The organism is Streptomyces sp. 840.1, from assembly GCF_003751445.1.
In the GTDB taxonomy this organism is placed as follows: domain Bacteria; phylum Actinomycetota; class Actinomycetes; order Streptomycetales; family Streptomycetaceae; genus Streptomyces.
Map to the genome: position 1 here is coordinate 992791 of NZ_RJUU01000002.1, position 22081 is coordinate 1014871.

A 22081-nucleotide genomic window follows, 5' to 3' on the forward strand; every position below is an offset into this window, starting at 1 on the left:
GCGGCACGGCAACACGGAGAAACGGAGAGCCCCCTCATGGACACCGCCCCGCCCCGGGACTCGGGAGAGCTGACCTTCCGCGACGCGACCGACGCGGATGTGCCCGCGCTCGTGGAGCTCATCCAGTCCGCGTACCGAGGTGACTCCAGCCGCGTGGGCTGGACCACCGAGGCGGACATCCTCCAGGGGCAGCGGACCGACCCGGAGGGGGTCCGCGCGGTGGTGGAGGACCCCGGCAGCAGGCTGCTCGTGGTGGAGCGCGACGGGGTGCCGGTCGCCTGCTGCCAGCTGGAGCACCGTGGCGAGGCCGCCTACTTCGGGATGTTCGCGGTCCGCCCCTCGCTCCAGGGCGGCGGGCTGGGCAAGGTGATCATCGCCGAGGCCGAGCGCACGGTCCGGGAGAGCTGGGGCGCGCGGGAGATGCAGATGACCGTGATCTCGGTCCGGGAGGACCTGATCGCCTGGTACGAGCGCCGCGGCTACCGCCGTACGGGAAAGATGAGCCCGTTCCCGTACGGCGACGAGCGCTTCGGCGTCCCGCAGCGGGACGATCTCGCCTTCGAACTGCTGGTCAAGGAGCTGCCGGCCGGCTGACCCCCGGCTATGCGGTGAACCGGCCCGCGCGGCGGATCTCCGGGAAGTCGGTCGTCGCGCCGTCGAGCCCGAGCCCCCGCGCGAGCCGCAGATGGTCCTGGGTGTTGACCACCCAGCCGACCACGGTCAGTCCCTCGGCGTGCGCCTTCTCGACCAGTTCCAGGGTGATGCGCCGGACGTTGAGGACCAGCCGGGTGGCGCCCACCGCCTTCGCGCGGTCCACCACGTCGCCGCCCCAGCGGCTGGCGACGAGCGCCGTGCGCACCCCGGGCACCAGCTGCGCGATCTCGGCGATCGCCTCGTCGTGGAACGAGATCACCTCGACCCGGTCGACGAGACGGCGCCGCCGCATCACCTCGGCCAGCGTGCGGGCGGCGGCCACGTCCTTGATCTCCGCCTGCATGGCGGATCCCACCGCGTCGAGGACCTCCTCGAAGACCGGGATCCGCTCGCCCAGGCCGGCGTCGAGTTCGCGCAGCTCGGCCAGGGTCTTCTCCGCGATCGGGCCCTTGCCGTCGGTCGTCCGGTCCACGTCGGCGTCGTGCATGACGGCCAGGGCGCCGTCCTTGCTCAGGTGAAGGTCCAGTTCGATGAGGTCCATCCCGGCCTGCTCGGCGTGGACGAACGAACGCAGGGTGTTCTCCGGTTCGACACCCATCACCCCGCGGTGACCGATGGTGAGAAAAGACAAGGCACTCTCGCTTCCGTCGACGGCGTCTGCCCGTGTCCTGTTCCTACCCACACGGCACTGCCGCATGACAGCCTTCCGGCCCTCAGCGCCCGGTCGCGGCGAGCGGGGCGGCCGGGCGGGGGAGCGGGGTGCCGTGCCCCTGGACATCGGCTGCGCCGAGCAGGAACCCGGTGATGACTGCGGCGACCAGGACGGCACGGATGCTCACGCGGCGGTTCTCCGGAGTGGTGCGGGAAGGGCTGACGCCGTACGTCCTACCGGCCGCGGCGCGTGCTCCGCGAGCTGCGTCACTCATGCGTGGGCGTGTCCCGCAAGGGATTGCCGGGCAGGTGTGCGACGGCGGAGTGGCCCGGTCCCCCCGGGCGAGGCCTCATGGGCACCGGCGCGATGAAGCGGTCGCCTCATCGCTGTCCGGCAGGAAAAATCGCGGTGACCATGCGGTCGCACAGGATAATTTCCAGGACCCCACTTGTCTCGGAGAACCGCACACGGATACGGTTACTTGACGCGAGGTTCTCCCGTGGAGGAAGTGTTATGACGGAAATTCTTGTGCACGACGTAGCAGCCGACGGCATAACTGCCGCCCAGCGGGTGATCGATCACCCTGCCTGGCCCGCGCTCAAGAACGCCGTGGAGGAGATCCGTCCCTGGCAGTCGAAGGACGGCTCCATCGACTTCGAGGCCGAGGGCGCGCCTTCCCCCTCGGCCGCCGAGGCGGCCCTGGAGAGGGTGACCGCCGCCGTCGGGCAGCTCGCCCCGCTGCTTCCGCACGACGCCGCCTACCACCAGGCCCTTGTCGCCGACCTGCGCCGCTGGGCGGCCGACGGTTTCGGTGTCCCGGACTTCCTCGACTCGCTGCTCGCCTTCCAGCCGGCGAAGGAGCGCGCCGACGGGCTGCAGCATCTGGTCGTCTTCGCGATGTACACGCAGAACGGCAACCCCGACCGCAACCTCGAAGCCGTCGTGCTCCGGATGGTCTGGCCCGAGTGGCTCGCGGACCTGGAGGCGACCCGTTACGACAACCCGCTGTTCTGCGGGATCACCTTCGAGGACTTCACCTCCGGCTACGACACCAACTCCGCGGTGCTCTTCCCGGAGACCATCGCCGTGCGCGAGGCCCCCGAGCGCTTCAGCTGGGGCGGCATCTTCTGCGACCGCGAGGCCGCCCGCTTCCGCCGGGTCACCGAGGCGTCCGTCGAGCTCCTGGGCGTCGAGCTGCCCGACGACATCCGCGAGATGGTGGGCGACCAGCAGCGCTGCGAGCAGGCCTTCGTGCTCTGGGACATGGTCCACGACCGCACCCACAGCCACGGTGACCTGCCGTTCGACCCGTTCATGATCAAGCAGCGCCAGCCGTTCTGGATGTACGGCCTGGAAGAGCTGCGCTGCGACCTCACCGCCTTCCGGGAGGCCGTGAAGCTGGAGGCCGACGGCTTCGGCCAGGGCCGCGACGTGCAGTACGCCGTGCTGTTCGACCGGATGTTCCGCTTCCCGGTCACCGGCGAGCGCGTCCGCAACTACGACGGACTCGGCGGCCAGCTCCTCTTCGCGTACCTCCACAAGCACGATGTCGTGCGCTGGACCGACAACACCCTGAAGATCGACTGGGAGCTGGCCCCGCAGATCACCAACCAGCTCTGCGGCGAGATCGAGAAGCTCTACCGCGACGGCATCGACCGCCCGAAGCTCGTCCACTGGTTCGCCGCGTACGACCTGGTCTCCGCCTACCTGGCCCCGCACCCCGGCTCCCGCTGGGCCAAGGGCCCCGACGCCCTGGACCTCTCCCAGCCGCCCCGCAAACTCGTCGACGACGTGCTTCCGGACGAGTTTCCCCTGAGCATGTTCTATGAGGCGCTCTCCAAGAAGCTGAAGAACGTGATCGCCTCCACCAAGGGCATCACCGCCGCGGACGCCGGGCAGGCGGCCGCGTGAGCACACGGAGCGAGGAGGCGGTGGCCATGAACGGAAACGGCAAGGGCAGCGGGAGCGGTGCGCTCGAAGGCGCTGTGGTCGCCGTGGCAGGGGCGGCGGGTCCGGCAGGCCGGGCCACGCTGCTCCGGCTCGCCGAGGCGGGAGCGGTCGTCGTCGCCTCCGACGCGAACGCCACCCGGCTCGCCGAGGCCGTGGACGCGGCCCGCTACGCCCACGGCGGCGCCACCGTCACCGGCGACACCGTGGACCTGCTCGATCTCGACGCCGCCCGCGAATGGGCGGACAGGACGGAGAAGGAGTTCGGCCGGATCGACGGCCTGGTCCACCTCGTGGGCGGCTGGCGCGGCAGCCCGACCTTCGCGGACACCGACCTGGCGGACTGGACGCTGCTGGAGAAGCTGCTGATCCGTACCGTCCAGAGCACGTCGCTCGCCTTCCAGGAAGGCCTGCAGCGCAGCGACCGAGGCCGCTACCTGCTGATCAGCGCGGCCGGCGCGAGCAGTCCCACCGCGGGCAACGCCGCGTACGCCGCGTCCAAGGCGGCGGCCGAGGCCTGGACCCTTGCGCTCGCGGACGCCTTCCGCAAGGCGGGGGGCGAGGACGGGACGCGCAGCGCGGCTGCGATCCTGGTCGTGAAGGCACTGGTGCACGACGCGATGCGCGCCGAGCGCCCGAATGCGAAGTTCGCGGGCTTCACCGACGTCAAGGAACTGGCCGATGCCATCGCCGGCGTCTGGGACCGGCCCGCCCCGGAAGTGAACGGAAAGCGCCTGTGGCTGACCCCGCAACCGTAAGGACCGACGCGCGTCGTCATCACGACCCGCAGGTACGCGGCTTCGCCAGTGACAACTACGCGGGGACCCATCCGGAGATCCTCGCGGCCCTCGCCCTCGCCAACGGCGGCCATCAGATCGCCTACGGCGAGGACGACTACACCGGTCACCTCCAGCGCGTCATGCACAGCCACTTCGGCCCCACCGCCGAAGCGTTCCCGGTCTTCAACGGAACCGGCGCCAACGTGGTCTCGCTCCAGGCCATGACCGACCGCTGGGGCGCGGTCATCTGCGCGGAATCCGCCCACATCAACGTGGACGAGGGCGGCGCCCCCGAGCGCGTGGGCGGCCTCAAGCTGCTCACGGTGCCCACCGAGGACGGCAAGCTCACCCCCGAGCTCATCGACCGGGAGGCCTACGGCTGGGACGACGAGCACCGCGCCATGCCGCAGGTCGTCTCGATCACCCAGAACACCGAGCTCGGCACCGTCTACACGCCCGACGAGATCCGCGCCATCTGCGAGCACGCCCACGGCCACGGCATGAAGGTCCACCTCGACGGGGCGCGGATAGCCAATGCCGCGGCCTCCCTGGACGTGCCGATGCGCACCTTCACCAACGCCGCAGGCGTCGATGTGCTCTCCTTCGGCGGCACGAAGAACGGTGCGATCTTCGGCGAGGCCGTCGTGGTCCTGAACCCCGACGCCGTCCGCGCCATGAAGCACCTGCGCAAGCTCTCGATGCAGCTCGCGTCCAAGATGCGATTCGTCTCGGTACAGCTGGAGGCGCTGCTCGCCGGAGACCTCTGGCTGCGCAACGCCCGGCACGCCAACGCGATGGCCCAGCGGCTGGCCGAAGGGGTCCGCTCGGTGGGCGGCGTGGAGATCCTCTACCCGGTCCAGGCCAACGCCGTCTTCGCCCGGCTGCCGCACGCGGTGACCGAACGGCTGCAGAAGCGGTTCCGCTTCTACTTCTGGGACGAGAAGGCCGGGGACGTGCGCTGGATGTGCGCCTTCGACACCACGGAGGACGACGTCGACTCCTTCGTCCTGGCGCTGAAGGAAGAGATGGCGGCCCAGTAGCACCGCATGACTATGCGGCCGACCGGAAAACGATTGACTTCCGGTCGGCCGCATTCTTACGCTCTGCCGCCATGGAGCTGATTCAGCAGGTACCGGAGGACTCGGCCTACCTCGCAGCCGACGAGGCCATCGACCACCGGCACCCGCTGGTCCGGGAGACGGCCGAGCGGCTGCGCGCCGAGACCGGTGACGCATACGCATACGCCGCTGCCGCCTTCGACTTCGTACGCGACACGATCACGCACTCCGCGGACTCGGGCGACATGCGAGTCCCGTGGCGCGCCTCCGACGTCCTGGCGACCCGCAACGGCATCTGCCACACCAAGTCCCACGCCCTGGCCGCCCTGCTGCGCGCGGAGGGCATCGCGACGGCCCTCTGCTACCAGCGCCTCGCGGACGACAACGGGGACCCGGGGCCGGTGCACGGTCTGATCGCGCTCCGGCTGCCCGGCCGGCACCGCTGGGACCGGCAGGACCCCCGGGGCAACCGGCCGGGCGTGGACACGCGGTTCTCGCTCGACGAGGAGCGGCTGGCCTGGCCCGTGCGGCCGGAGTTCGGCGAAGTGGACTACCCGCTGCTCCATGCGGCGCCGCATCCGCTGGTTCTGCACGCCCTGCGGACCGCTGCCGACCGGGCGCGGCTCTGGCGCGTACTCCCGGTCGCGCTCTGAGGCGTCGGCCGGTTCGCGGCCGCAGGCGAAACGTCACTCCCGGCCGGTGTCAGCCCCGCTCGCGGACCTCGGCGGGGGTCGGGGCCGTACCGCCCAGGTGCGCGGGCACCCACCAGGTGTCGCTCGCGTCCCTCGGGCGCACCGGGTAGGCGCGCTGGGCGGCTTCGAGGAGCTCCTGCACGCGCTCCCGCAGCCGGCGGGTGATCGCACCCGCGTACTGGTCGGTGGGGGCCTCCATCGGCTCGCCGACGCGGAGCGTCACAGGGATGTGGCTGCGCCGGAAATTGCGCGGGCGGCCCTTGGTCCACAGCCGCTGTGTTCCCCAGAGCGCCATCGGGATCAGCGGAACCCCGGCCTCCTGGGCCAGCCGCGCGGCACCCGATTTGAAGTTCTTCAGCGTGAAGGACTCCGAGATCGTCGCCTCGGGGAACACGCCGACGATCTCGCCCGAGCGCAGCGAGGCGAGGGCGTGCGCATACGCGTCCTCGCCCTGCTTGCGGTCGACGGGGATGTGCTTCATGCCGCGCATCAGCGGCCCGGAGACCTTGTGCCGGAACACCGATTCCTTCGCCATGAAACGGACGAGCCGCTTCTGCGGCAGCGTCGTGAGTCCTGTGAAGATGAAGTCCAGATAGCTGATGTGGTTGCTGACCAGAACCGCGCCGCCAGTCTTCGGGATGTGCTCCGAACCCTGGGTGTCGATCTTCAGGTCGAGCGCCTTGAAAAACGTACGAGCGGCGCCGATGACCGGCCGATAGACGAGTTCTGCCATCTGGGGGAGCCCCTTCTTCAGCGCCTGGGGAGGGTTCTCCCGGCGGAAGTTACGCAGCCGTAGGTTTTCGGCATTGGGCCGATCGTGCCCCATGCGCGTCGCGGTGGCCAGTCTCGGCGGGCGCGGGGCGCGAGATTCTCGTCACGTGGAACGGCCGGGAATGTCCCGGCGGACGGGGGTGCTGACTCTTTGGGCAGAGCTCTGACAGGAGGACGAAGGTGGCTGGGCAGACGCAGGTGAACAGGCTGGATATGGCCCAACTCGGCGTGGAACCGGGGGAGCGGGCGACTCTCGTCCAGTTCTCCAGCGCCTTCTGCCAGCCCTGCCGGGCCACCCGGCGCACGCTCGCCGAGGTGGCCGCCATGGTCGAAGGCGTCGTCCACGTGGAGATCGACGCCGAGGCGCATCTCACTCTGGTGCGTGCGCTCGGCATCAGCGCGACCCCGACCGTTCTGGTGCTCGACGCCTCCGGCCGGATCGTCCGGCGGGCCGCCGGACAGCCACGCACCGTCGATGTCGTGGCCGCACTGGGTCAGGCGATATGACGGACCGTGACGCATCTCCCACCTTGTGGGACGGTCTTGACCGCACCCGCCACGAATCGTCAGTCTGACGCTATGCCGCCAGTACTCCTTCTCTACGGCCGGGTCCACGTCGACCTCGCCCGCTGCGCGAGTGCGCGCTGTCCGGATGCCTGAGCATCCACGGCCCCGCACCCCCGACGCGCAGAAGGACGACATCTCCATGACGGCATCTCCCGAGCTCGGCAACGCCCGGACCGCATCCCCCGACCTCCTCCGCTCCGTGTTCAGGCAGCACGCGGCCGGAGTCGCAGTGATCACCGCCGCCGGTGACCGCCCGGTCGGCTTCACGGCGACCTCCCTCAACTCCGTGGCCGCCGAGCCGCCCCTCATCTCCTTCGGCGTGGGCACCTCCTCCTCCAGCTGGCCGGTCGTCGCGGAGGCGGAGCACGTCGGCGTCCACATACTCGGCGAGCACCAGCAAGAACTCGCCGCCACATTCGCGCGCAGTGGCGCCGACCGCTTCGGGCCGTCCACCTATTGGCGCAGTGGGCCGGAAGGCGTCCCGGTGCTGGACGGCGTGCTCGCGTGGCTGGTCTGCCGGGTCGTGGCGCGGATTCCGGCGGGGGACCACCGGATCGTGATCGCCCAGGCGGTGGTCGGGGATCCGGCCGGGTCCGGCCGGCCGCTGGTCTACCACCAGGGCCGGTTCACGGCTCTGCGAGACTGAGAACGCCTTGGTGACATGGGTCGGGCGGCGTTGGGCAGATCACAGTTCAGAGCGCTTGCTTATAGGGCACGCACTGGATGTACTGGCGAGTAATATTACGGTCGGAGCGTCGGTCGCACCGACCGGAAATCGCCCCATCAGGCGCCTATGCTGCGTGCAACAAGGCAGCCCGGAAATGACGATGCAGTAGGAGAGCCGGCGTGAGCTTGAGGATCGTTGTCTGTGTGAAGTACGTGCCCGACGCGACCGGTGACCGGCATTTCGCCGATGACCTGACGTTGGACCGTGAGGATGTCGACGGGCTGTTGTCGGAGCTGGATGAGTACGCGGTCGAGCAGGCGTTGCAGATCGCGGACGGGGCCGATGACGCGGAGGTCACCGTGTTGACGGTGGGTCCGGAGGATGCCAAGGACGCGTTGCGCAAGGCGCTGTCGATGGGTGCGGACAAGGCTGTTCACGTCGAGGACGACGATCTGCACGGCACGGATGTGATCGGGACGTCGTTGGTGCTGGCGAAGGCCATCGAGAAGACGGGTTACGACCTGGTGATCTCGGGGATGGCGTCGACGGACGGGACGATGGGTGTGGTTCCGGCGCTGCTCGCGGAGCGGCTGGGGGTGCCTCAGGTGACGCTGCTGTCGGAGGTGTCGGTCGAGGACGGGGTCGTGCGGGGCCGTCGGGACGGTGACACGGCCTCGGAGCGGTTGGAGGCGTCGCTGCCGGCGGTGGTGTCGGTGACCGACCAGTCGGGCGAGGCGCGTTACCCGTCGTTCAAGGGGATCATGGCGGCGAAGAAGAAGCCGGTTCAGTCGCTGGATCTGGATGATCTGGGGATCGAGGCCGACGAGGTGGGTCTGGGTGGTTCCTGGACCGCGGTCGACTCCGCGGCCGCGCGTCCGGCCCGCACGGCGGGCACGATCGTGAAGGACGAGGGCGAGGGCGGCAAGGCGCTGGCGGAGTTCCTGGCCGGCCAGAAGTTCATCTGAGTCGCGGCTGTTGCCTCGCTACCCCTCCCCCGCCTACCTCGTACACGCAGGAGATTGAAGACCCATGACTGAAGTTCTCGTCTATGTCGATCACGTGGACGGTGCCGTCCGTAAGCCCACTCTGGAGCTGCTGACGCTCGCCCGCCGTATCGGCGAGCCTGTCGCTGTCGCTCTGGGCAGTGGTGCCGCGGACACTGCTGCCACGCTCGCCGAGCACGGTGCGGTCAAGGTGCTGACCGCGGACGCCCCGGAGTTCGCCGACTACTTTGTCGTGCCGAAGGTCGACGCGCTCCAGGCCGCCTGTGACGTGGTGTCGCCGGCCGCCGTGCTGCTGCCTTCCTCCGCGGAGGCCAAGGAGATCGCGGCCCGCCTCGCGGTCCGTATCGGTTCCGGCATCATCACTGACGCCGTCGATCTGGAAGCGGGCGAGCAGGGCCCGGTTGCCACGCAGGCCGCGTTCGCCGCTTCGTACACCACGAAGTCCCGTGTCTCCAAGGGCGTCCCGGTCGTCACGGTCAAGCCGAACTCGGCCCCGGTCGAGTCTGCTCCGGCCGCCGGCACTGTCGAGGTCCTCGCGGTCTCGTTCTCGGAGCAGGCCACCGGCACGAAGGTCGTCTCCCGTACGCCGCGTGAGTCGACGGGCCGTCCGGAGCTGACGGAGGCCGCGATCGTGGTCTCGGGTGGCCGGGGTGTCAACGGTGCGGAGAACTTCGCGGTGATCGAGGCGCTCGCGGACTCGCTGGGTGCGGCGGTCGGTGCCTCGCGGGCGGCGGTGGACGCGGGCTGGTACCCGCACACCAACCAGGTCGGCCAGACGGGCAAGTCGGTCTCGCCGCAGTTGTACATCGCGTCGGGTATCTCGGGTGCGATCCAGCACCGGGCGGGGATGCAGACGTCCAAGACGATCGTCGCGGTCAACAAGGACGCGGAGGCCCCGATCTTCGACCTCGTCGACTACGGCGTCGTGGGCGACCTGTTCGACGTGGTGCCCCAGCTCACCGAAGAGGTCAACACCCGCAAGGGCTGACCCGACCCGCACGACCAGCACGTCGATCCAACGGCCCGGGGCCGCACGGTGAACACACCGCGCGGCCCCGCGCCGTTTCCGATCACCATTGACGCGGGTACGGCGGCCTTATAACTTCACTATACGGATTGTTGATTCCGGGAAGCGGAAACAGCGAGATTGTGGAGGGTGCGGAAATGGGTCAGCAGGAGAAGGTGGCGACGAGTCTCGCCGGAGCGGTCAGCGACGGGATCAGCGCCTCCCTCACAGAGGTGGACGCCGAACTCGCCCGCCGCTACCCCGGCGACCCCGGGACCCGCCAGCCCGTCCACACGGTCTACGTACCGGGGGACACCTTCACCGCCGGCACCATCCGTTCCTGGGGCGGCCAGGCGCTGGCGGCGCTCGACGAGCACGCCCCCGACGCGGCCTCGCTCGCGGCGGTTCTCGGCATCCCGGACGAGCTCGCCGGAGCGGTCCACGACCGGGTGCGCGCCAAGCTGGAGCGGGAACCCGTGGAAGACCTGCGGATCGACTTCGAGGACGGCTACGGCCCCCGGCCCGACGCCGAGGAGGACGAGGCCGCGGCCCGCGCGGCGCGGCTGGTCGCCGACGCGTACCGGAACGGCACGGCAGCCCCGTACATGGGCATCCGGATGAAGTGCATGGAAGCCGCCGTACGGGACCGGTCCATCCGCACCACGGACGTCTTCCTCACCGGACTGATGGAGGCGGGCGGGATTCCCGAGGGGCTGGTGCTCACCCTCCCGAAGGTGACCTACCCGGAACAGGTCACCGCCTTCGTGCAGCTCCTGGAAGCCTTCGAGAAGGCGCACGGCCTGGCCCCGGGGCGGCTCGGCTTCGAGATCCAGATCGAGACCAGCCAGTCCATCCTGGCCGCCGACGGCACCGCCGCCGTGGCCCGGATGATCGACGCGGCGCAGGGGCGCGCGACCGGTCTGCACTACGGCACGTTCGACTACAGCGCCTGTGTCGGCGTCAGCGCCGCCTATCAGGCGAGCGACCACCCGGCGGCCGACCACGCGAAGGCCGTCATGCAGGTGGCCGCCGCGGGCACCGGCGTACGCGTCTCCGACGGCTCGACCAACGTCCTGCCCGTCGGCCCGACCGCACAGGTCCACGAGGCCTGGCGGCTGCACTACGGACTCACCCGGCGCGCCCTGGCCCGCGCCTACTACCAGGGCTGGGACATGCACCCGGCGCACCTGCCGACCCGTTACGCGGCCGTCTACACCTTCTACCGCGAGGGCCTGGAGCAGGCCGCAGCCCGGCTCGCCGCGTACGTGGCCAAGGCGGGCGGCGACGTGATGGACGAACCCGCGACCGCCAAGGCGCTCAGCGGCTACCTGCTGCGCGGCATCGACTGCGGCGCGCTGGACACCGCCGAGGTAGCCGGGCTGACCGGGCTGACCCGCGCGGACCTGGACGCCTTCGCCTCACCGAGGCGCGGCGGACTGACGGTCACCGCCCCGTAGCCCCGGCTGCCCGGCTCGGCGGCCCGCCGCTCAGGAAGGCCGCAGTTCGCCCGAACCGCGTGCGATGAGCCTGGTGGGGAGCTCGACCCGCACCGGGGCGTGGTCGGCGCCGTCGAGGCGGCGGAAGAGGTGCTCGGCCGCGGTGCGGCCGACGGTCGCGGCGTCCTGGGAGATGACGGTGATACCGAGCAGGTCCGCGAGCTCGATGTCGTCGAAACCGACCAGGGCGACCGGCCGCTCCCGGTCCGCCAGGACCCGTACCGCGGTCACCGTCACCCGGTTGTTGCCCGAGAAGAGCGCGGTGACCGGCTCCGGGCCGGAGAGCATCGTCTCCGCCGCCAGGCGGACCCGGTCGGGGTCCGTGGAGCCCAGGGAGACCCAGGAGTCCCGCACGGTTATCCCGGCGTCCGTCATGGCCGTGTGATAGCCGCGCAGCCGCTCCGTGGCGGTGTGGATACGGGGCTGGTCGCCGATGAACCCGATCCGGCGGTGGCCGTGTGCGATCAGATGGGCCACACCCTGGCGGGCGCCGCCGAAGCTGTCCGAGAGCACCATGTCGGCGTCGATCCGGCCCGCCGGGCGGTCCACGAAGACGGTCGCGATGCCGGCCCTTATCTCCTGCTCCAGATAGCGGTGGTCGTCGCCGGCCGGAATCACGATGAGCCCGTCGACCCGGCGCGCGCACAGCGCGAGCACTAGCTCCTGCTCGCGCTCCGGGTCCTCGGCGCTCGAACCGTTGATGAGCAGGGCGCCGTGTGCGCGTGCGACCTCCTCCACGGCGCGGCTCAGCGGCCCGTAGAAGGGGTCCGCGAGGTCCTCCAGGACGAGCCCGATGGAGGCGGTACGGCCCTTGCGCAGCACCCGCGCGCTGTCGTTGCGGCGGAAGCCCAGGGCGTCGATGGCCTCCTGGACCCGGCGTTCGGTGTCCGGCGTGACACCGGGCTCGCTGTTGACCACCCGGGAGACCGTCTTGAGCCCCACTCCGGCGCGCGCGGCCACGTCCTTCATGGTCGGCCGGTTGCCGTAACGGGGCTCGGGGTGACGGGTGGTCTCGGCCACGGTGCGCTGTCCTGTCGTCGGGTGCGGGCGGTTCGGCTGGACCACGGAGGGTACCGCGTTGGGGCGCCGGAGGCTGTGGCCTTGAGCATAGGCCCTGGACAACGTTGTCAGCTGAATGGAGACTATGCAGACTATTCAATGAAGCCGCAGGTCCCGCCCCCTCACCATCCGGAGCCACACCGATGCATACCGACCTCGTAGCCGCGCTGGACATCGGCGGCACCAAGATCGCCGGAGCGTTGGTCGACGGCAGCGGCACGCTCCTGGTACGCGCGCAGCGCCCGACGCCCGCCCGGGAGAGCGGGGAGCAGGTGATGGCGGCGGTCGCCGACGTGCTCGCCGAGCTGACCGCCTCACCGCTGTGGGGACGGGCATCGGCCGTCGGGATCGGCAGCGCGGGCCCGGTGGACGCCTCCGCCGGCACGGTCAGCCCGGTCAACGTTCCCGGCTGGCGCGACTTCCCGCTGGTGGACCGGGTGAGCGGGGCGACCGGCGGGCTGCCGGTCGAGCTGGTCGGTGACGGGGTCGCGATGACCGCGGCCGAGCACTGGCTGGGCGCGGCCCGCGGCTACGACAACGCGCTGTGCATGGTCGTCTCGACCGGCGTCGGCGGCGGGCTCGTCCTCGGCGGCACCCTCCGCCCCGGCCCGAGCGGCAACGCGGGTCACATCGGCCACATCAGCGTCGATCTGGACGGCGATCCCTGCCCGTGCGGTTCGCGCGGCTGTGTCGAGCGCATCGCCAGCGGCCCCAACATCGCCCGCAGGGCCCTGGAGAGCGGCTGGCTGCCCGGCCAGGACGGCGACACCTCCGCCGCCGCGGTCGCCGCCGCGGCGCGGGCGGGGGACCCGGTCGCGGTGGCCTCCTTCGAGCGGGCCGCGCAGGCGCTGGCCGCGGGCATCGCCGCGACGGCCACCCTGGTCGAGATCGACATCGCGGTGATCGGCGGGGGAGTGGCCGGTGCGGGCGAGGTCCTGTTCGCCCCGCTGCGCAGCGCCCTGCGCCGTTACGCCACCCTCTCGTTCGTCCAGCAGCTGGCCGTGGCGCCCGCCGTCATGGGCAACGACGCCGGGCTGGTCGGTGCGGCGGCCGCGGCGTTCGCGGTCCGCACCGGCACGGACGGAGTGGTTCCGGTCTGACCCCCGAGCAGGCGCTCCCCGAAGTGGAGGGCGCCCGCTCCCCGGTCAGCAGGTGATCCGCAGGTCCCCCCAGTCCGCGTGGTCGGAGTCGTCGCCGTCCCCGCCGTCGGTGACGGCCAGAGTGACGACCTGCGCACCCCGGACATCGGCCGAGAGGGGCTGTGCCGGCATCGCGTTGGTGAGTACTCCGGTGGAGGCCGCCTTCGTGCCGTCCGCCCGGATCTCGAAGGTCACGCTGCCCTTGGCGCCCTTCTCGTCGTCCACGCCGACCCGGGCCGTCACCGTGTCGCACGCGCCGCCTGCGTAGTACTCGACGGTGCTGTCGGCGTGTACACCAAGGCCCTTGGCGTACACCTCGCCGCCGACGGTGAGCGGGTGCCCGTCGCCCGCCGCGCTCTCGCCGTTGCTGGTGTCCTTCTCGACCGGCCCGTAGCCGTTGGAGGCGGACAGCTGCGGCAGATCGCTCAGATAGCCGCCGCCGGCCGGTGGCGGCACCACCACATGCGCCTGGAAGGGCACCGAGGACCGCACCCGCTCACCGGCGGGGGAGCGGTACCGGGCGGTGAGCGTCAGGTCGTACGTGCCGGCCGCCGTGCCGGGCGGGGGCGTCACCCGCCAGCGCGTGCTCAGCGCACGTCCGGTGGGCAGCGCGGCGGCGGTCGTCGCCGAGCCGGCCGCGACCTTCCAGCCCGCCGGTCCGGTGAGTGCGGCCGAGACCTTCAGGGCGGGCGTGCGGCCCAGGTCGGTGACCGTGGTCGTCAGCGCGGCCGTACGTCCGGCCTCGACCAGCGGACTGCCCTGCAGGCCGAGTTCGGCGGCCGGGGGATACGAGGCCCACGCGTTGTCGGCGGCCACCCGCAGCAGCACGGTGCCGTGCGCCGGAACCGTCGCCGAGATGTCGCCCGCGGTGTTGTAGTCCGTGTGCTCCCACAGGTCGCGCATCGTGTACGCGGCCGCTCGCGGGAGGCCCGCCGCCGCTGCCGTCGTCGAGATCCGCTGCGCGCTCCCGGTCTCGTTGAACAGTGCCACCGCCCGGCTGCCGTCCCGCAGTTCCTTGGCGACGACCCAGCGCCCCTGGTCGGAGGAGAGCACGGTTCCCTGCTTGCCCAGGGGGTCCTGGTCGACCGCGATGACCTCGTGGTTGGAGAGGATGTCGAACGTCCCGGGCGTAGCCTTGCGCAGATCGGAGCCGATCAGCAGCGGCGCGGCCATCACCGACCACATGGAGAAGTGGGTGCGGTACTCGGTGTCCGTCATCCCGCCGTTGCCGACCTCCAGCATGTCGGGGTCGTTCCAGTGCCCCGGTCCGGCGGCCTGGGCGAGCGGCAGGTTCTGCTTCATGATCGACAGCATGCTGCTCCAGCTGTCGTTGATGTCGCCCGTCGTGCGCCAGAGGTTGCCGAGTTCCGCGGCCCATTCCCAGGGCTTGTTCTCTCCCCATTCGCAGATGCTGTACACGATGGGCCGGCCGGTCGCGGCAAGCGCGTCCCGCATTGTCGTGTAGCGCTCTTTCGCGTCGACGCCCTGGTTGTTGCAGTTGTCGTACTTGAGGTAGTCCACGCCCCAGTCCGCGAACTGCCGCGCGTCGCTGTACTCATGGCCGAGTGCGCCGGGAAGTCCGACACTGTCGCAGGTCTTCGTGCCCGCACTGGTGTAGATGCCGAGCTTCAGTCCCTTGGAGTGGACGTAATCCGCGACGGCCTTTATACCGTTCGGGAATCGCACCGGGTCGGCCTCCAGTTTGCCGTCCGCATTGCGCTGCGGAACGGCCCAGCAATCGTCCAGATTGATGTACTGGTAGCCGGCGTCCTTGAGGCCCTTCTCGACGAAGATATCCGCGATGCCCTTGACCATCGACTCGTTGAACTCGGCCCGGCAATGGGTCGAGTTCCAGTTGTTGAACCCCATGGGCGGGGTGAGGGCGAGACCGTTGTCCGCTTTCGCGTCCACCGCGGACGGCGGGGCGGGAGCGGGCCCCGGCGAATCCGCGGCGGCGGGAAGGGCGACCCCCGCCACGCACAGGAGGGCGGCGGTCAGCGCTCCGATGACTCTGCGAGGGCCTGTGTGGGTTGTACGGGCTGGAAGATGACGCATCGTTACGTTCCTCCGGACTCGTGCCGACTCACGTGACGGCATGTGCACGCCAAGACGAGCGATTACGTTAGAGCGTGTTGAAGTCTGTTGGAAGAGGGGCGGTGCCCGTTGTTCGGTATCTCGTCAAAACCCTTGACTGGGCCCCTGGTTGGGGGTGTGATCCAAGCGCACGTTCGGTTGTGTTGGGTTGCCTTCCGGAGGAGGGGGTCATGGCGCGCTCGTACGACAGGTCAGATGTGCCCGGCAGTTTCGCAGGACATCGGATGTCCCGGCGAAATCTGTTGCGCGGCGCGGCAGTCGGAGCCGGGGCGGTGACGCTTCCCGCGCTGCTCACCGCGTGCGGCGGCGGTCCCGGCGGGGACGGCAAGACGATCACCCTGGGCTCGAATTCATCCGACCCCGTTCCGAAGAAGGCGTTCGCCGAGGCCTTCGACGCCTACGCCGCGCAGTCCGACGGTCGCAAGATCAAGGTCAACACCGTTGACCACAACACCTTTCAGGAGAACATCAACCGGTATCTGCAGGGCAAGCCGGACGACGTCTTCATGTGGTTCGCCGGAAACCGTATGCAGTTCTTCGCGGAGAAGGGCCTGCTGCACGACGTCAGTGACAACTGGCAGGACTACAAGGGCTTCTCCGCCGCGCTGAAGGCCCAGTCGACCGGTGCGGACGGCAAGCAGTACCTCACCCCGTACTACTACTATCCGTGGGCGGTCTTCCACCGTAAGAGCCTGTTCACCGAACGCGGCTACCAGGTGCCGAAGACGCTCGACGAGTACGTGGCCCTCGCCAAGCAGATGCAGAAGGACAAGCTGGACCCCATCGCGTTCTGCGACAAGGACGGCTGGCCCGCGATGGGCACCTTCGACTACATCAACATGCGCACCAACGGATACGAATTCCACAAGAGCCTCATGGCCGGTGAGGAAGCCTGGACGGACAAGCGGGTCCGGGAGGTATTCGACACCTGGCGGCGGCTCCTCCCGTACTGCCAGCAGGGCGCCAACGGCCGTACCTGGCAGGAGGCGGCGACCAGCCTCCAGAAGCGCGACGCGGGCATGGCGGTCTTCGGCCTGCCGCACCCCGGGGCCCAGTTCCCCAAGGCGGAACAGGGCGACCTCGACTTCTTCCCCTTCCCCGTCATCAACCCGGAGCACGGCCAGGACGCGGTCGAGGCCCCCATCGACGGGTTCCTGCTGGCCAAGAAGTCGAAGAACCTCAAGAACAAGAAGTCCCTGGAGAGCGCCAAGGACCTGCTGAAGTGGCTGGCCACCGGCAAGGCCGAGGACATCTACCTGAAGAGCGACCCGAACAACATCGCGGTCAACGACCAGGCGGACACCTCCAACTACTCCGCGATCCAGAAGAAGGCGGTCGAGCTGGTCTCCGGGGCGAAGCAGATCTCCCAGTTCATGGACCGCGACAGCCGCCCGGACTTCTCCTCCACGGTGATGATCCCGGCGATCCAGAAGTTCATCAGCAGTCCGAACGACGTGGACGGTCTGGTCAACGACATCGAACGGCAGAAGAAGAGCATCTTCGCCTCGGACTGAACCTGGAGCACCGACCGTGTCGTTCATCTCGGGGCGGCGCACCGGACGACGGGGGACGCGGCGGTTCACCCGCCGCGACCTCGTCGTGCTCGGCGTGCTGCTCGGCATACCAGTCCTGCTCGACATCGCCATCGTCTGGGGGCCGACCCTCGCCTCGGTCGCCCTCTCCTTCACCAGCTGGGACGGCATCGGCGACATCAAGTGGGTGGGTACGCGCAACTACGCGAACCTCTTCACCAACTACCCGCAGTTCTGGCCGGCCGCCCGCCACAACCTGCTCTGGCTGGGTTTCCTCGGCCTGGTCGCCGCGCCGTTCGGGCTGCTGCTGGCCGTACTCATCGACAGGGGCGTGCGGTTCAGCCGCTTCTACCAGTCGACCCTGTACATGCCCGTCGTGCTGTCCCTCGCGGTGGTCGGCTTCATCGCCCAGCTGATCTTCTCCCGCGACCAGGGCGCCCTCAACGCGATCGTCGGCGACACCCGGACGCCGACCGACTGGCTGGGCGATCCCGACCTCAACATCTGGATGGTCCTGCTGGCCGCGGCCTGGCGCCACACCGGATACGTGATGATCCTCTACCTCGCCGGGCTCAAGGCCGTCGACCCCACGCTGAAGGAGGCAGCCGCCATCGACGGCGCGAGCGAGGCCCAGACCTTCTTCCGCGTCGTCTTCCCCACGCTCCGGCCGGTCAACGTGATCGTCGGGGTCATCACCGTCATCGAGTCACTGCGCGCGTTCGACATCGTGTACGCGGTCAACCACGGCCGCAACGGGCTCGAACTGCTCTCGGTGCTCGTCACCGACAACATCATCGGCGAGGCCAGCAGGATCGGATTCGGCTCCGCCATCGCCGTCGTCCTGCTCGTTGTCTCGCTGGGATTCGTCGCGACGTATCTGATCCAGGAGCTCCGAGGGGAGAAGGACCGATGACGACCCATTCCACAACCGTCCGGCCGGCGCCACCCGCCCCGGCCGGCGCTCCCGCCGCCCGGCGAGGAATCCGCCCCGGCCGGCTCGGCGTGCACGCCTTCCTGATGACGGTCTCGCTCGCCTTCCTCGCGCCGCTCGTCCTGGCCGTGTACGCGTCCCTGCGGCCGTACGAGGAGACCTCCGAGCACGGCTACTTCTCGTTGCCGCGCCATCTCTCCCTGGACTACTACCGGCAGGCCCTCAGCGACTCCGGCATGACGAAGTACTTCGTCAACACCATGATCATCGCGGTTCCTGGGGTGCTCGTCACCCTCTTCCTCGCGTCGTTCGTGGCCTTCGCGCTCGCCCGGCTGAAGATGCGCGGCGGGCTCGTCCTGCTGATGCTGTTCACCGCCGGGAACCTGCTTCCGCAGCAGGTGATCGTCACGCCCCTGTACGTCGTCTTCAACCGCATCCCGCTGCCGTACTGGATGTCCGACTCGATGACGATGTACGACTCGTACTGGGCCGTCGTCCTCGTCCAGATCGGCTTCCAGCTCGGATTCTGCGTCTTCGTCCTCGCCAACTTCATGCGGACGCTCCCGCAGGAGATCCTGGAGGCGTCCGTCGTGGACGGAGCGGGGGTCTGGACCCAGTTCTGGCGGATCACCCTGCCCCTGTGCCGGCCCGCGCTCGCCGCCCTCGGCACGCTGCAGTTCACCTGGATGTACAACGACTTCCTGTGGGCGCTGGTGTTCATCTCCGACGGTGACAAGCTCCCGATCACCTCGGCGCTGAACAACCTGCGCGGTCAGTTCTTCACCGACTACAACCTGCTGGCCGCAGGTTCGGTGATCGTGGCGCTGCCGACCCTCATAGTCTTCCTGCTGCTGCAACGTCACTTCATCGCGGGACTGACCCTGGGATCCAGCAAGTGAGGCCCTGACCGGCCGGGCGGGAGACCCGCGGCGGGCCGGCATGCCTCCGATCGAGTCACCCCGGCCCGCCGCCCCAGGAAGTTGTCAGTGGTCGGTGCGATCCTGCTGGTATGGACGAGATCATGCGGCGGCGCGTGTACGGCGCCGATCACGACGACCCCGACCCGGGGCCCCGGCCGGGGCGGGTCTACCGGGAGCTGGTGGGCGGCCCGCTGGACGGGCTGCTGCTGGACGTGACCGGCTGGACGGAGGTCGCCCTCGCGGACGGCTCCGCCCTGATCACCGAGATCGGCTCCTACGGGGCCGGCGGCAGGGCGGAGTACGGACCGAGGGCGCATGAGCCGTACAAGTGGGACTGGCGCGGCGACACGCCCTGAGCACCGGGGGCGTGCTCGGCGTGTTCCCGGCGGCCCTGTCCGCTCCTGTGGCATCCGGGTGGCCGGGGTGGCCTCGGCTGTTCGGGCGGCCCTCGGCGGCTGGACGGCCGGCCCTTCGGTATCCATACGGCCAGGTGCCCCGCCGTGTGGACGGCCGGGCTCAGCGGCCCCGGTCGGAATGCTGCGGTGGTACGACCACCAGGAATGCGTCCTGTTCCAGATCCATCACGACCTCGGCCGCGACGCCCTCGCCGCGGCGGGCCGCCGCGAACTCCTCCGCCGGCCAGCTGCCCCGCGGGCCCCCTGCGGGGAACTGCTCAAGCACGGTGCGAAGCACGGGTCCACCCCCTGTAGTTCGTTCTGATGTCCGCTCCAACGACGTCCGGGCGGTCCCCGTCACGGCCTACGAGGACCTGCTCCTGGTGCTCAGGGGCTGGTGCCGGTGAGGCGGTCGGCGGTGGCGGCGAGGACCGCGACCGTGCGCCGGATGTCGACCATCACCTCACACCCCCGCCCCGGGGCGCGGGGCGAGGCAAGCGGCGTCCGCGCCGGTTCGACGCCGTGCTCCTGGTCCTCGTTGCGCTCGCCGGCAACCCGATGGTCCAGCCGTCCGTCAGGGGGCTGGGTTGCTGTTGTTCGCCGTGAAGCGAAGCCACGCGGTGAGAGCTGCCTGCAGTTCGATCACCGCTCGCCGGTCGAGGGCCTCGCCGGACGTGCCGACGTGCAGTCCCACGCCCTCCCCGCTGACTGTCCAGCCGATCGGCAGGCGCTGTGGAGCAGTGACCGGCGAGCCGTGGGCGAGGGTGCGCAGCATGGCTTCGACGCGGGGTGGGACGGCTCGTTCGCGCGGCGCCCAGGAGATATTCGAGGGCCGGGCAGGCAGGCCGAGAGCGTTGCGGAAGTCCTTGATGGCGGCCTCGAGTGGCTGCGGCGTGGTGGGGGCCTCGCCGATGAACGCCTGGATCAGTTCCCGGTGCGGAGTCTTGGGCAGGTGCGAATGCTCTTCTACGGCCAGACGTACGACGGCGGGAGGGATGAGGGCCCGCGTGTAGCCCTTCTTCGTGTACGTGGCATGGTGCTCGCGCAGTTTCGCGATGGGGCGGGCCAGGGGCTGCTCGCCCTCGAAGTGCCGGCCCGGGGTGGTCAGGGCAAGCGACGCTTCGGGAGCGGACAGCCGGGCCAGCTTTCCGTAGGGACCGTGAGCACGATGCATGACACCCGACTCGGTCACCAGCACCGTCACCTGACGACTGGTGGCGTCCTTGCCCAGCCGGAACCCCACCACCAGCGTCCGCATCAGCCGGCCTCTCTCTCGGTGACCACCACGCCAGCGAGTCGAGCCTTCCTTCCAAGGGCGAATCATGGGGTTCACCCAAGGCCGCGCGGCCTTTCAAGCCGGCGGCCGGCACCGCATCTAGCCGGTCTTCCGGCACCGACCCTGCGCAGGGCAGTACCCTCGGCCGCCGCAGCCTGGTGGCGCCCTGCGCGCCAGTCCCGGTCCATGAGAGGCGTCAGGTCATACGGCTCGCTCAGTTCCGGGCATCCGCTGCCGGGCCCCGGTGTCAGCCCAGCGCGTCCATCAGGGCAGTGACGTAGGCATCCAGCCGCTCCTCCACGGCTCGCGTCGTCAGCTCCGTCCTCCCAGCTTCCCGCCATGGCTGGGACACCGACCGCACTTCTTCCGAGGCGGCCAGCGCGTCCCGCACCCGCCAGTACAGCCGCTCGCTCGCGGTCGCGGCCAGTACCCCGCCGGCTTCCTCGTACTCCTCGGCGAACCGCAAACCCCACGCCGGGCCGTGCAGCAGCGCGAGATTGACTGAGCAGTGCGCCACATCGAGATCCGCCGGACCCCAGGAGGGCGCCCAGTCGACGACGCCGGTGATCCGGGCATCTTCCGGATTTGAAGGCGGTACGTCGAACAGCACGTTGCCGGGCTGGAAGTCCCGGTGCAGGAAGCGCCCTTCACAGGGCGGCGCGGGCTTGCGGATCACGTCGATCGCCGCGGCCCATACGGCCGGGTCGGCGCCCTTCGGGACGACGACGGTGTCGGCGGTCGTCAGCGTCACATACGTCCGGGGCCGCTCGGCGGGGCGTAGCGCGTGGATCGCCACGAGTTGGCGGGCCAGCAGGCGAACACGCGTCTTCGCTCCCTGATCGTCGAGGACCGTCCGGCCCGCCAGGTGGGTCATCAGGAGCGACGGGAACTCGCACTGCGTGGCGGTCGGATCGACCGCGACCAGTGAAGGAGCCGGCACGCCGGTCCCCGTGAGCAGGGTCAGGGCGCCGGCCTCCGCATTCAGCCCGCCCTCGGCGTGCTCCGTGTAGAACGGGTCGACGTAGGTCCGCAGCACCAGGTCACGGGTGACTCCGTCCCGCGTCCCGATGGTCAGCCGCCGCATCTCGGCGGTGATGCCGCCGTGCAGCGCCTCGGTCTTGACGATCCGTTCGCCGGCCTCCAGGTGCCGGCTTACCCAAGCCAGCGTCGACGGCCGGACAGCCGCCGCCTCATCGTGGTCTGTCACCGTGCCACCTCATCATCCGGACGGCGCATGCGCGAATGCCTTTGTGGGAGGAGACAGCGGATCTCAACACGCCGGCTCGACAGGGAACCCGCGAGGCCGGGCCACCGGCCGGTGTTTCGCCCCTCGCCCCGGGCACGGCCTCGGACACGGATCTTCCAGCGGATCTCTGTTGCCCGGCTGTCACGCGGGAGGTGGATTCGTATGGGGGCCCGCCCCGCTGCACATCACCCGGCTT

Annotated in this window: 23 protein-coding genes; 15 read left to right on the forward strand and 8 right to left on the reverse strand. The window is 70.0% G+C overall.

What is annotated here, in order from left to right; genetic code table 11:
* The first annotated feature begins 36 nt into the window (after positions 1–36).
* Entirely contained in the window at positions 37–594 is a 558-nt protein-coding gene (locus EDD93_RS30565) for a GNAT family N-acetyltransferase (protein WP_123528714.1), read from the forward strand.
* Positions 595–601: 7 nt separating this feature from the next.
* On the opposite strand, the gene EDD93_RS30570 is transcribed toward EDD93_RS30565, so the two are convergent.
* Positions 602–1285 (reverse strand): glycerophosphodiester phosphodiesterase family protein, encoded by a 684-nt coding sequence (locus EDD93_RS30570; protein WP_123528715.1) that lies wholly within the window; start codon positions 1283–1285, stop codon positions 602–604.
* Positions 1286–1367: 82 nt separating this feature from the next.
* Positions 1368–1493, reverse strand: a complete 126-nt coding sequence (locus EDD93_RS40480) for a hypothetical protein (RefSeq protein WP_260256004.1) — start codon at positions 1491–1493, stop codon at positions 1368–1370.
* Positions 1494–1819: 326 nt separating this feature from the next.
* On the opposite strand from EDD93_RS40480, the gene EDD93_RS30575 reads away from it, so the two are divergent.
* The 4 genes from EDD93_RS30575 to EDD93_RS30590 all read left to right on the forward strand — a co-directional run bounded on the left by EDD93_RS30575 (position 1820) and on the right by EDD93_RS30590 (position 5743).
* Positions 1820–3217 (forward strand): DUF6421 family protein, encoded by a 1398-nt coding sequence (locus EDD93_RS30575; RefSeq protein WP_123528716.1) that lies wholly within the window; start codon positions 1820–1822, stop codon positions 3215–3217.
* A 26-nt stretch (positions 3218–3243) separates the two neighbouring features.
* Positions 3244–4011 (forward strand): SDR family NAD(P)-dependent oxidoreductase, encoded by a 768-nt coding sequence (locus tag EDD93_RS30580; RefSeq protein WP_123528717.1) that lies wholly within the window; start codon positions 3244–3246, stop codon positions 4009–4011.
* Positions 3990–5072 (forward strand): low specificity L-threonine aldolase, encoded by a 1083-nt coding sequence (locus EDD93_RS30585; RefSeq protein WP_123528718.1) that lies wholly within the window; start codon positions 3990–3992, stop codon positions 5070–5072. Before EDD93_RS30580 ends, EDD93_RS30585 begins: the two co-directional genes overlap by 22 nt.
* A 71-nt stretch (positions 5073–5143) precedes the next feature.
* Positions 5144–5743 (forward strand): transglutaminase family protein, encoded by a 600-nt coding sequence (locus EDD93_RS30590; protein WP_123528719.1) that lies wholly within the window; start codon positions 5144–5146, stop codon positions 5741–5743.
* Positions 5744–5792: 49 nt separating this feature from the next.
* On the opposite strand, the gene EDD93_RS30595 is transcribed toward EDD93_RS30590, so the two are convergent.
* Positions 5793–6515 carry a 1-acyl-sn-glycerol-3-phosphate acyltransferase gene (locus EDD93_RS30595; RefSeq protein WP_123528720.1) on the reverse strand — a complete coding sequence of 241 codons (723 nt, stop codon included), beginning with the start codon at positions 6513–6515 and terminating at the stop codon, positions 5793–5795.
* A 251-nt stretch (positions 6516–6766) separates the two neighbouring features.
* Here EDD93_RS30595 and EDD93_RS30600 point away from each other — a divergent pair, with 251 nt between their 5' ends.
* From EDD93_RS30600 to EDD93_RS30620, 5 genes are all read left to right on the forward strand, one after another.
* The gene (locus EDD93_RS30600) at positions 6767–7060 is read left to right on the forward strand and encodes a thioredoxin family protein (protein WP_123528721.1); all 294 of its coding nucleotides are present in this window, start codon (positions 6767–6769) and stop codon (positions 7058–7060) included.
* Between the two features lie 199 nt (positions 7061–7259).
* The gene (locus EDD93_RS30605) at positions 7260–7766 is read left to right on the forward strand and encodes a flavin reductase family protein (protein WP_123528722.1); all 507 of its coding nucleotides are present in this window, start codon (positions 7260–7262) and stop codon (positions 7764–7766) included.
* 200 nt (positions 7767–7966) lie between these two features.
* Positions 7967–8752 carry an electron transfer flavoprotein subunit beta/FixA family protein gene (locus EDD93_RS30610; protein ID WP_123528723.1) on the forward strand — a complete coding sequence of 262 codons (786 nt, stop codon included), beginning with the start codon at positions 7967–7969 and terminating at the stop codon, positions 8750–8752.
* A gap of 64 nt (positions 8753–8816) precedes the next feature.
* The gene (locus tag EDD93_RS30615; protein ID WP_123528724.1) at positions 8817–9779 is read left to right on the forward strand and encodes an electron transfer flavoprotein subunit alpha/FixB family protein; all 963 of its coding nucleotides are present in this window, start codon (positions 8817–8819) and stop codon (positions 9777–9779) included.
* Positions 9780–9955: 176 nt separating this feature from the next.
* Positions 9956–11254: a DUF6986 family protein gene (locus tag EDD93_RS30620; RefSeq protein ID WP_123528725.1), complete on the forward strand. Its 1299-nt coding sequence runs from the start codon at positions 9956–9958 to the stop codon at positions 11252–11254.
* A 30-nt stretch (positions 11255–11284) separates the two neighbouring features.
* Here the strand turns inward: EDD93_RS30620 and EDD93_RS30625 are convergent, their stop codons facing one another.
* On the reverse strand, positions 11285–12313 hold the full coding sequence (locus tag EDD93_RS30625; RefSeq protein WP_123528726.1) for a LacI family DNA-binding transcriptional regulator: 1029 nt from the start codon (positions 12311–12313) through the stop codon (positions 11285–11287).
* 182 nt (positions 12314–12495) lie between these two features.
* On the opposite strand from EDD93_RS30625, the gene EDD93_RS30630 reads away from it, so the two are divergent.
* On the forward strand, positions 12496–13452 hold the full coding sequence (locus EDD93_RS30630; RefSeq protein WP_123528727.1) for an ROK family protein: 957 nt from the start codon (positions 12496–12498) through the stop codon (positions 13450–13452).
* Positions 13453–13497: 45 nt separating this feature from the next.
* Here EDD93_RS30630 and EDD93_RS30635 read toward each other — a convergent pair whose 3' ends face one another.
* Positions 13498–15546: an NPCBM/NEW2 domain-containing protein gene (locus EDD93_RS30635; RefSeq protein ID WP_123528728.1), complete on the reverse strand. Its 2049-nt coding sequence runs from the start codon at positions 15544–15546 to the stop codon at positions 13498–13500.
* Positions 15547–15809: 263 nt separating this feature from the next.
* Here EDD93_RS30635 and EDD93_RS30640 point away from each other — a divergent pair, with 263 nt between their 5' ends.
* The 4 genes from EDD93_RS30640 to EDD93_RS30655 all read left to right on the forward strand — a co-directional run bounded on the left by EDD93_RS30640 (position 15810) and on the right by EDD93_RS30655 (position 19324).
* On the forward strand, positions 15810–17099 hold the full coding sequence (locus EDD93_RS30640; protein ID WP_123528729.1) for an ABC transporter substrate-binding protein: 1290 nt from the start codon (positions 15810–15812) through the stop codon (positions 17097–17099).
* 16 nt (positions 17100–17115) lie between these two features.
* Positions 17116–18030 (forward strand): carbohydrate ABC transporter permease, encoded by a 915-nt coding sequence (locus EDD93_RS30645; RefSeq protein ID WP_123528730.1) that lies wholly within the window; start codon positions 17116–17118, stop codon positions 18028–18030.
* Positions 18027–18947, forward strand: a complete 921-nt coding sequence (locus EDD93_RS30650; protein WP_123528731.1) for a carbohydrate ABC transporter permease — start codon at positions 18027–18029, stop codon at positions 18945–18947. The genes EDD93_RS30645 and EDD93_RS30650 overlap by 4 nt, the downstream gene beginning before the upstream one ends.
* A gap of 110 nt (positions 18948–19057) precedes the next feature.
* Positions 19058–19324 carry a hypothetical protein gene (locus EDD93_RS30655; RefSeq protein WP_123528732.1) on the forward strand — a complete coding sequence of 89 codons (267 nt, stop codon included), beginning with the start codon at positions 19058–19060 and terminating at the stop codon, positions 19322–19324.
* Positions 19325–19484: 160 nt separating this feature from the next.
* Here the strand turns inward: EDD93_RS30655 and EDD93_RS39750 are convergent, their stop codons facing one another.
* The 3 genes from EDD93_RS39750 to EDD93_RS30670 form a co-directional block, all read right to left on the reverse strand.
* Positions 19485–19661 carry a hypothetical protein gene (locus EDD93_RS39750; RefSeq protein WP_185092571.1) on the reverse strand — a complete coding sequence of 59 codons (177 nt, stop codon included), beginning with the start codon at positions 19659–19661 and terminating at the stop codon, positions 19485–19487.
* Positions 19662–19937: 276 nt separating this feature from the next.
* Entirely contained in the window at positions 19938–20621 is a 684-nt protein-coding gene (locus tag EDD93_RS30665; protein ID WP_123528733.1) for a hypothetical protein, read from the reverse strand.
* A gap of 265 nt (positions 20622–20886) precedes the next feature.
* The gene (locus EDD93_RS30670; protein WP_123528734.1) at positions 20887–21846 is read right to left on the reverse strand and encodes a phosphotransferase family protein; all 960 of its coding nucleotides are present in this window, start codon (positions 21844–21846) and stop codon (positions 20887–20889) included.
* Positions 21847–22081: the final 235 nt, after the last annotated feature.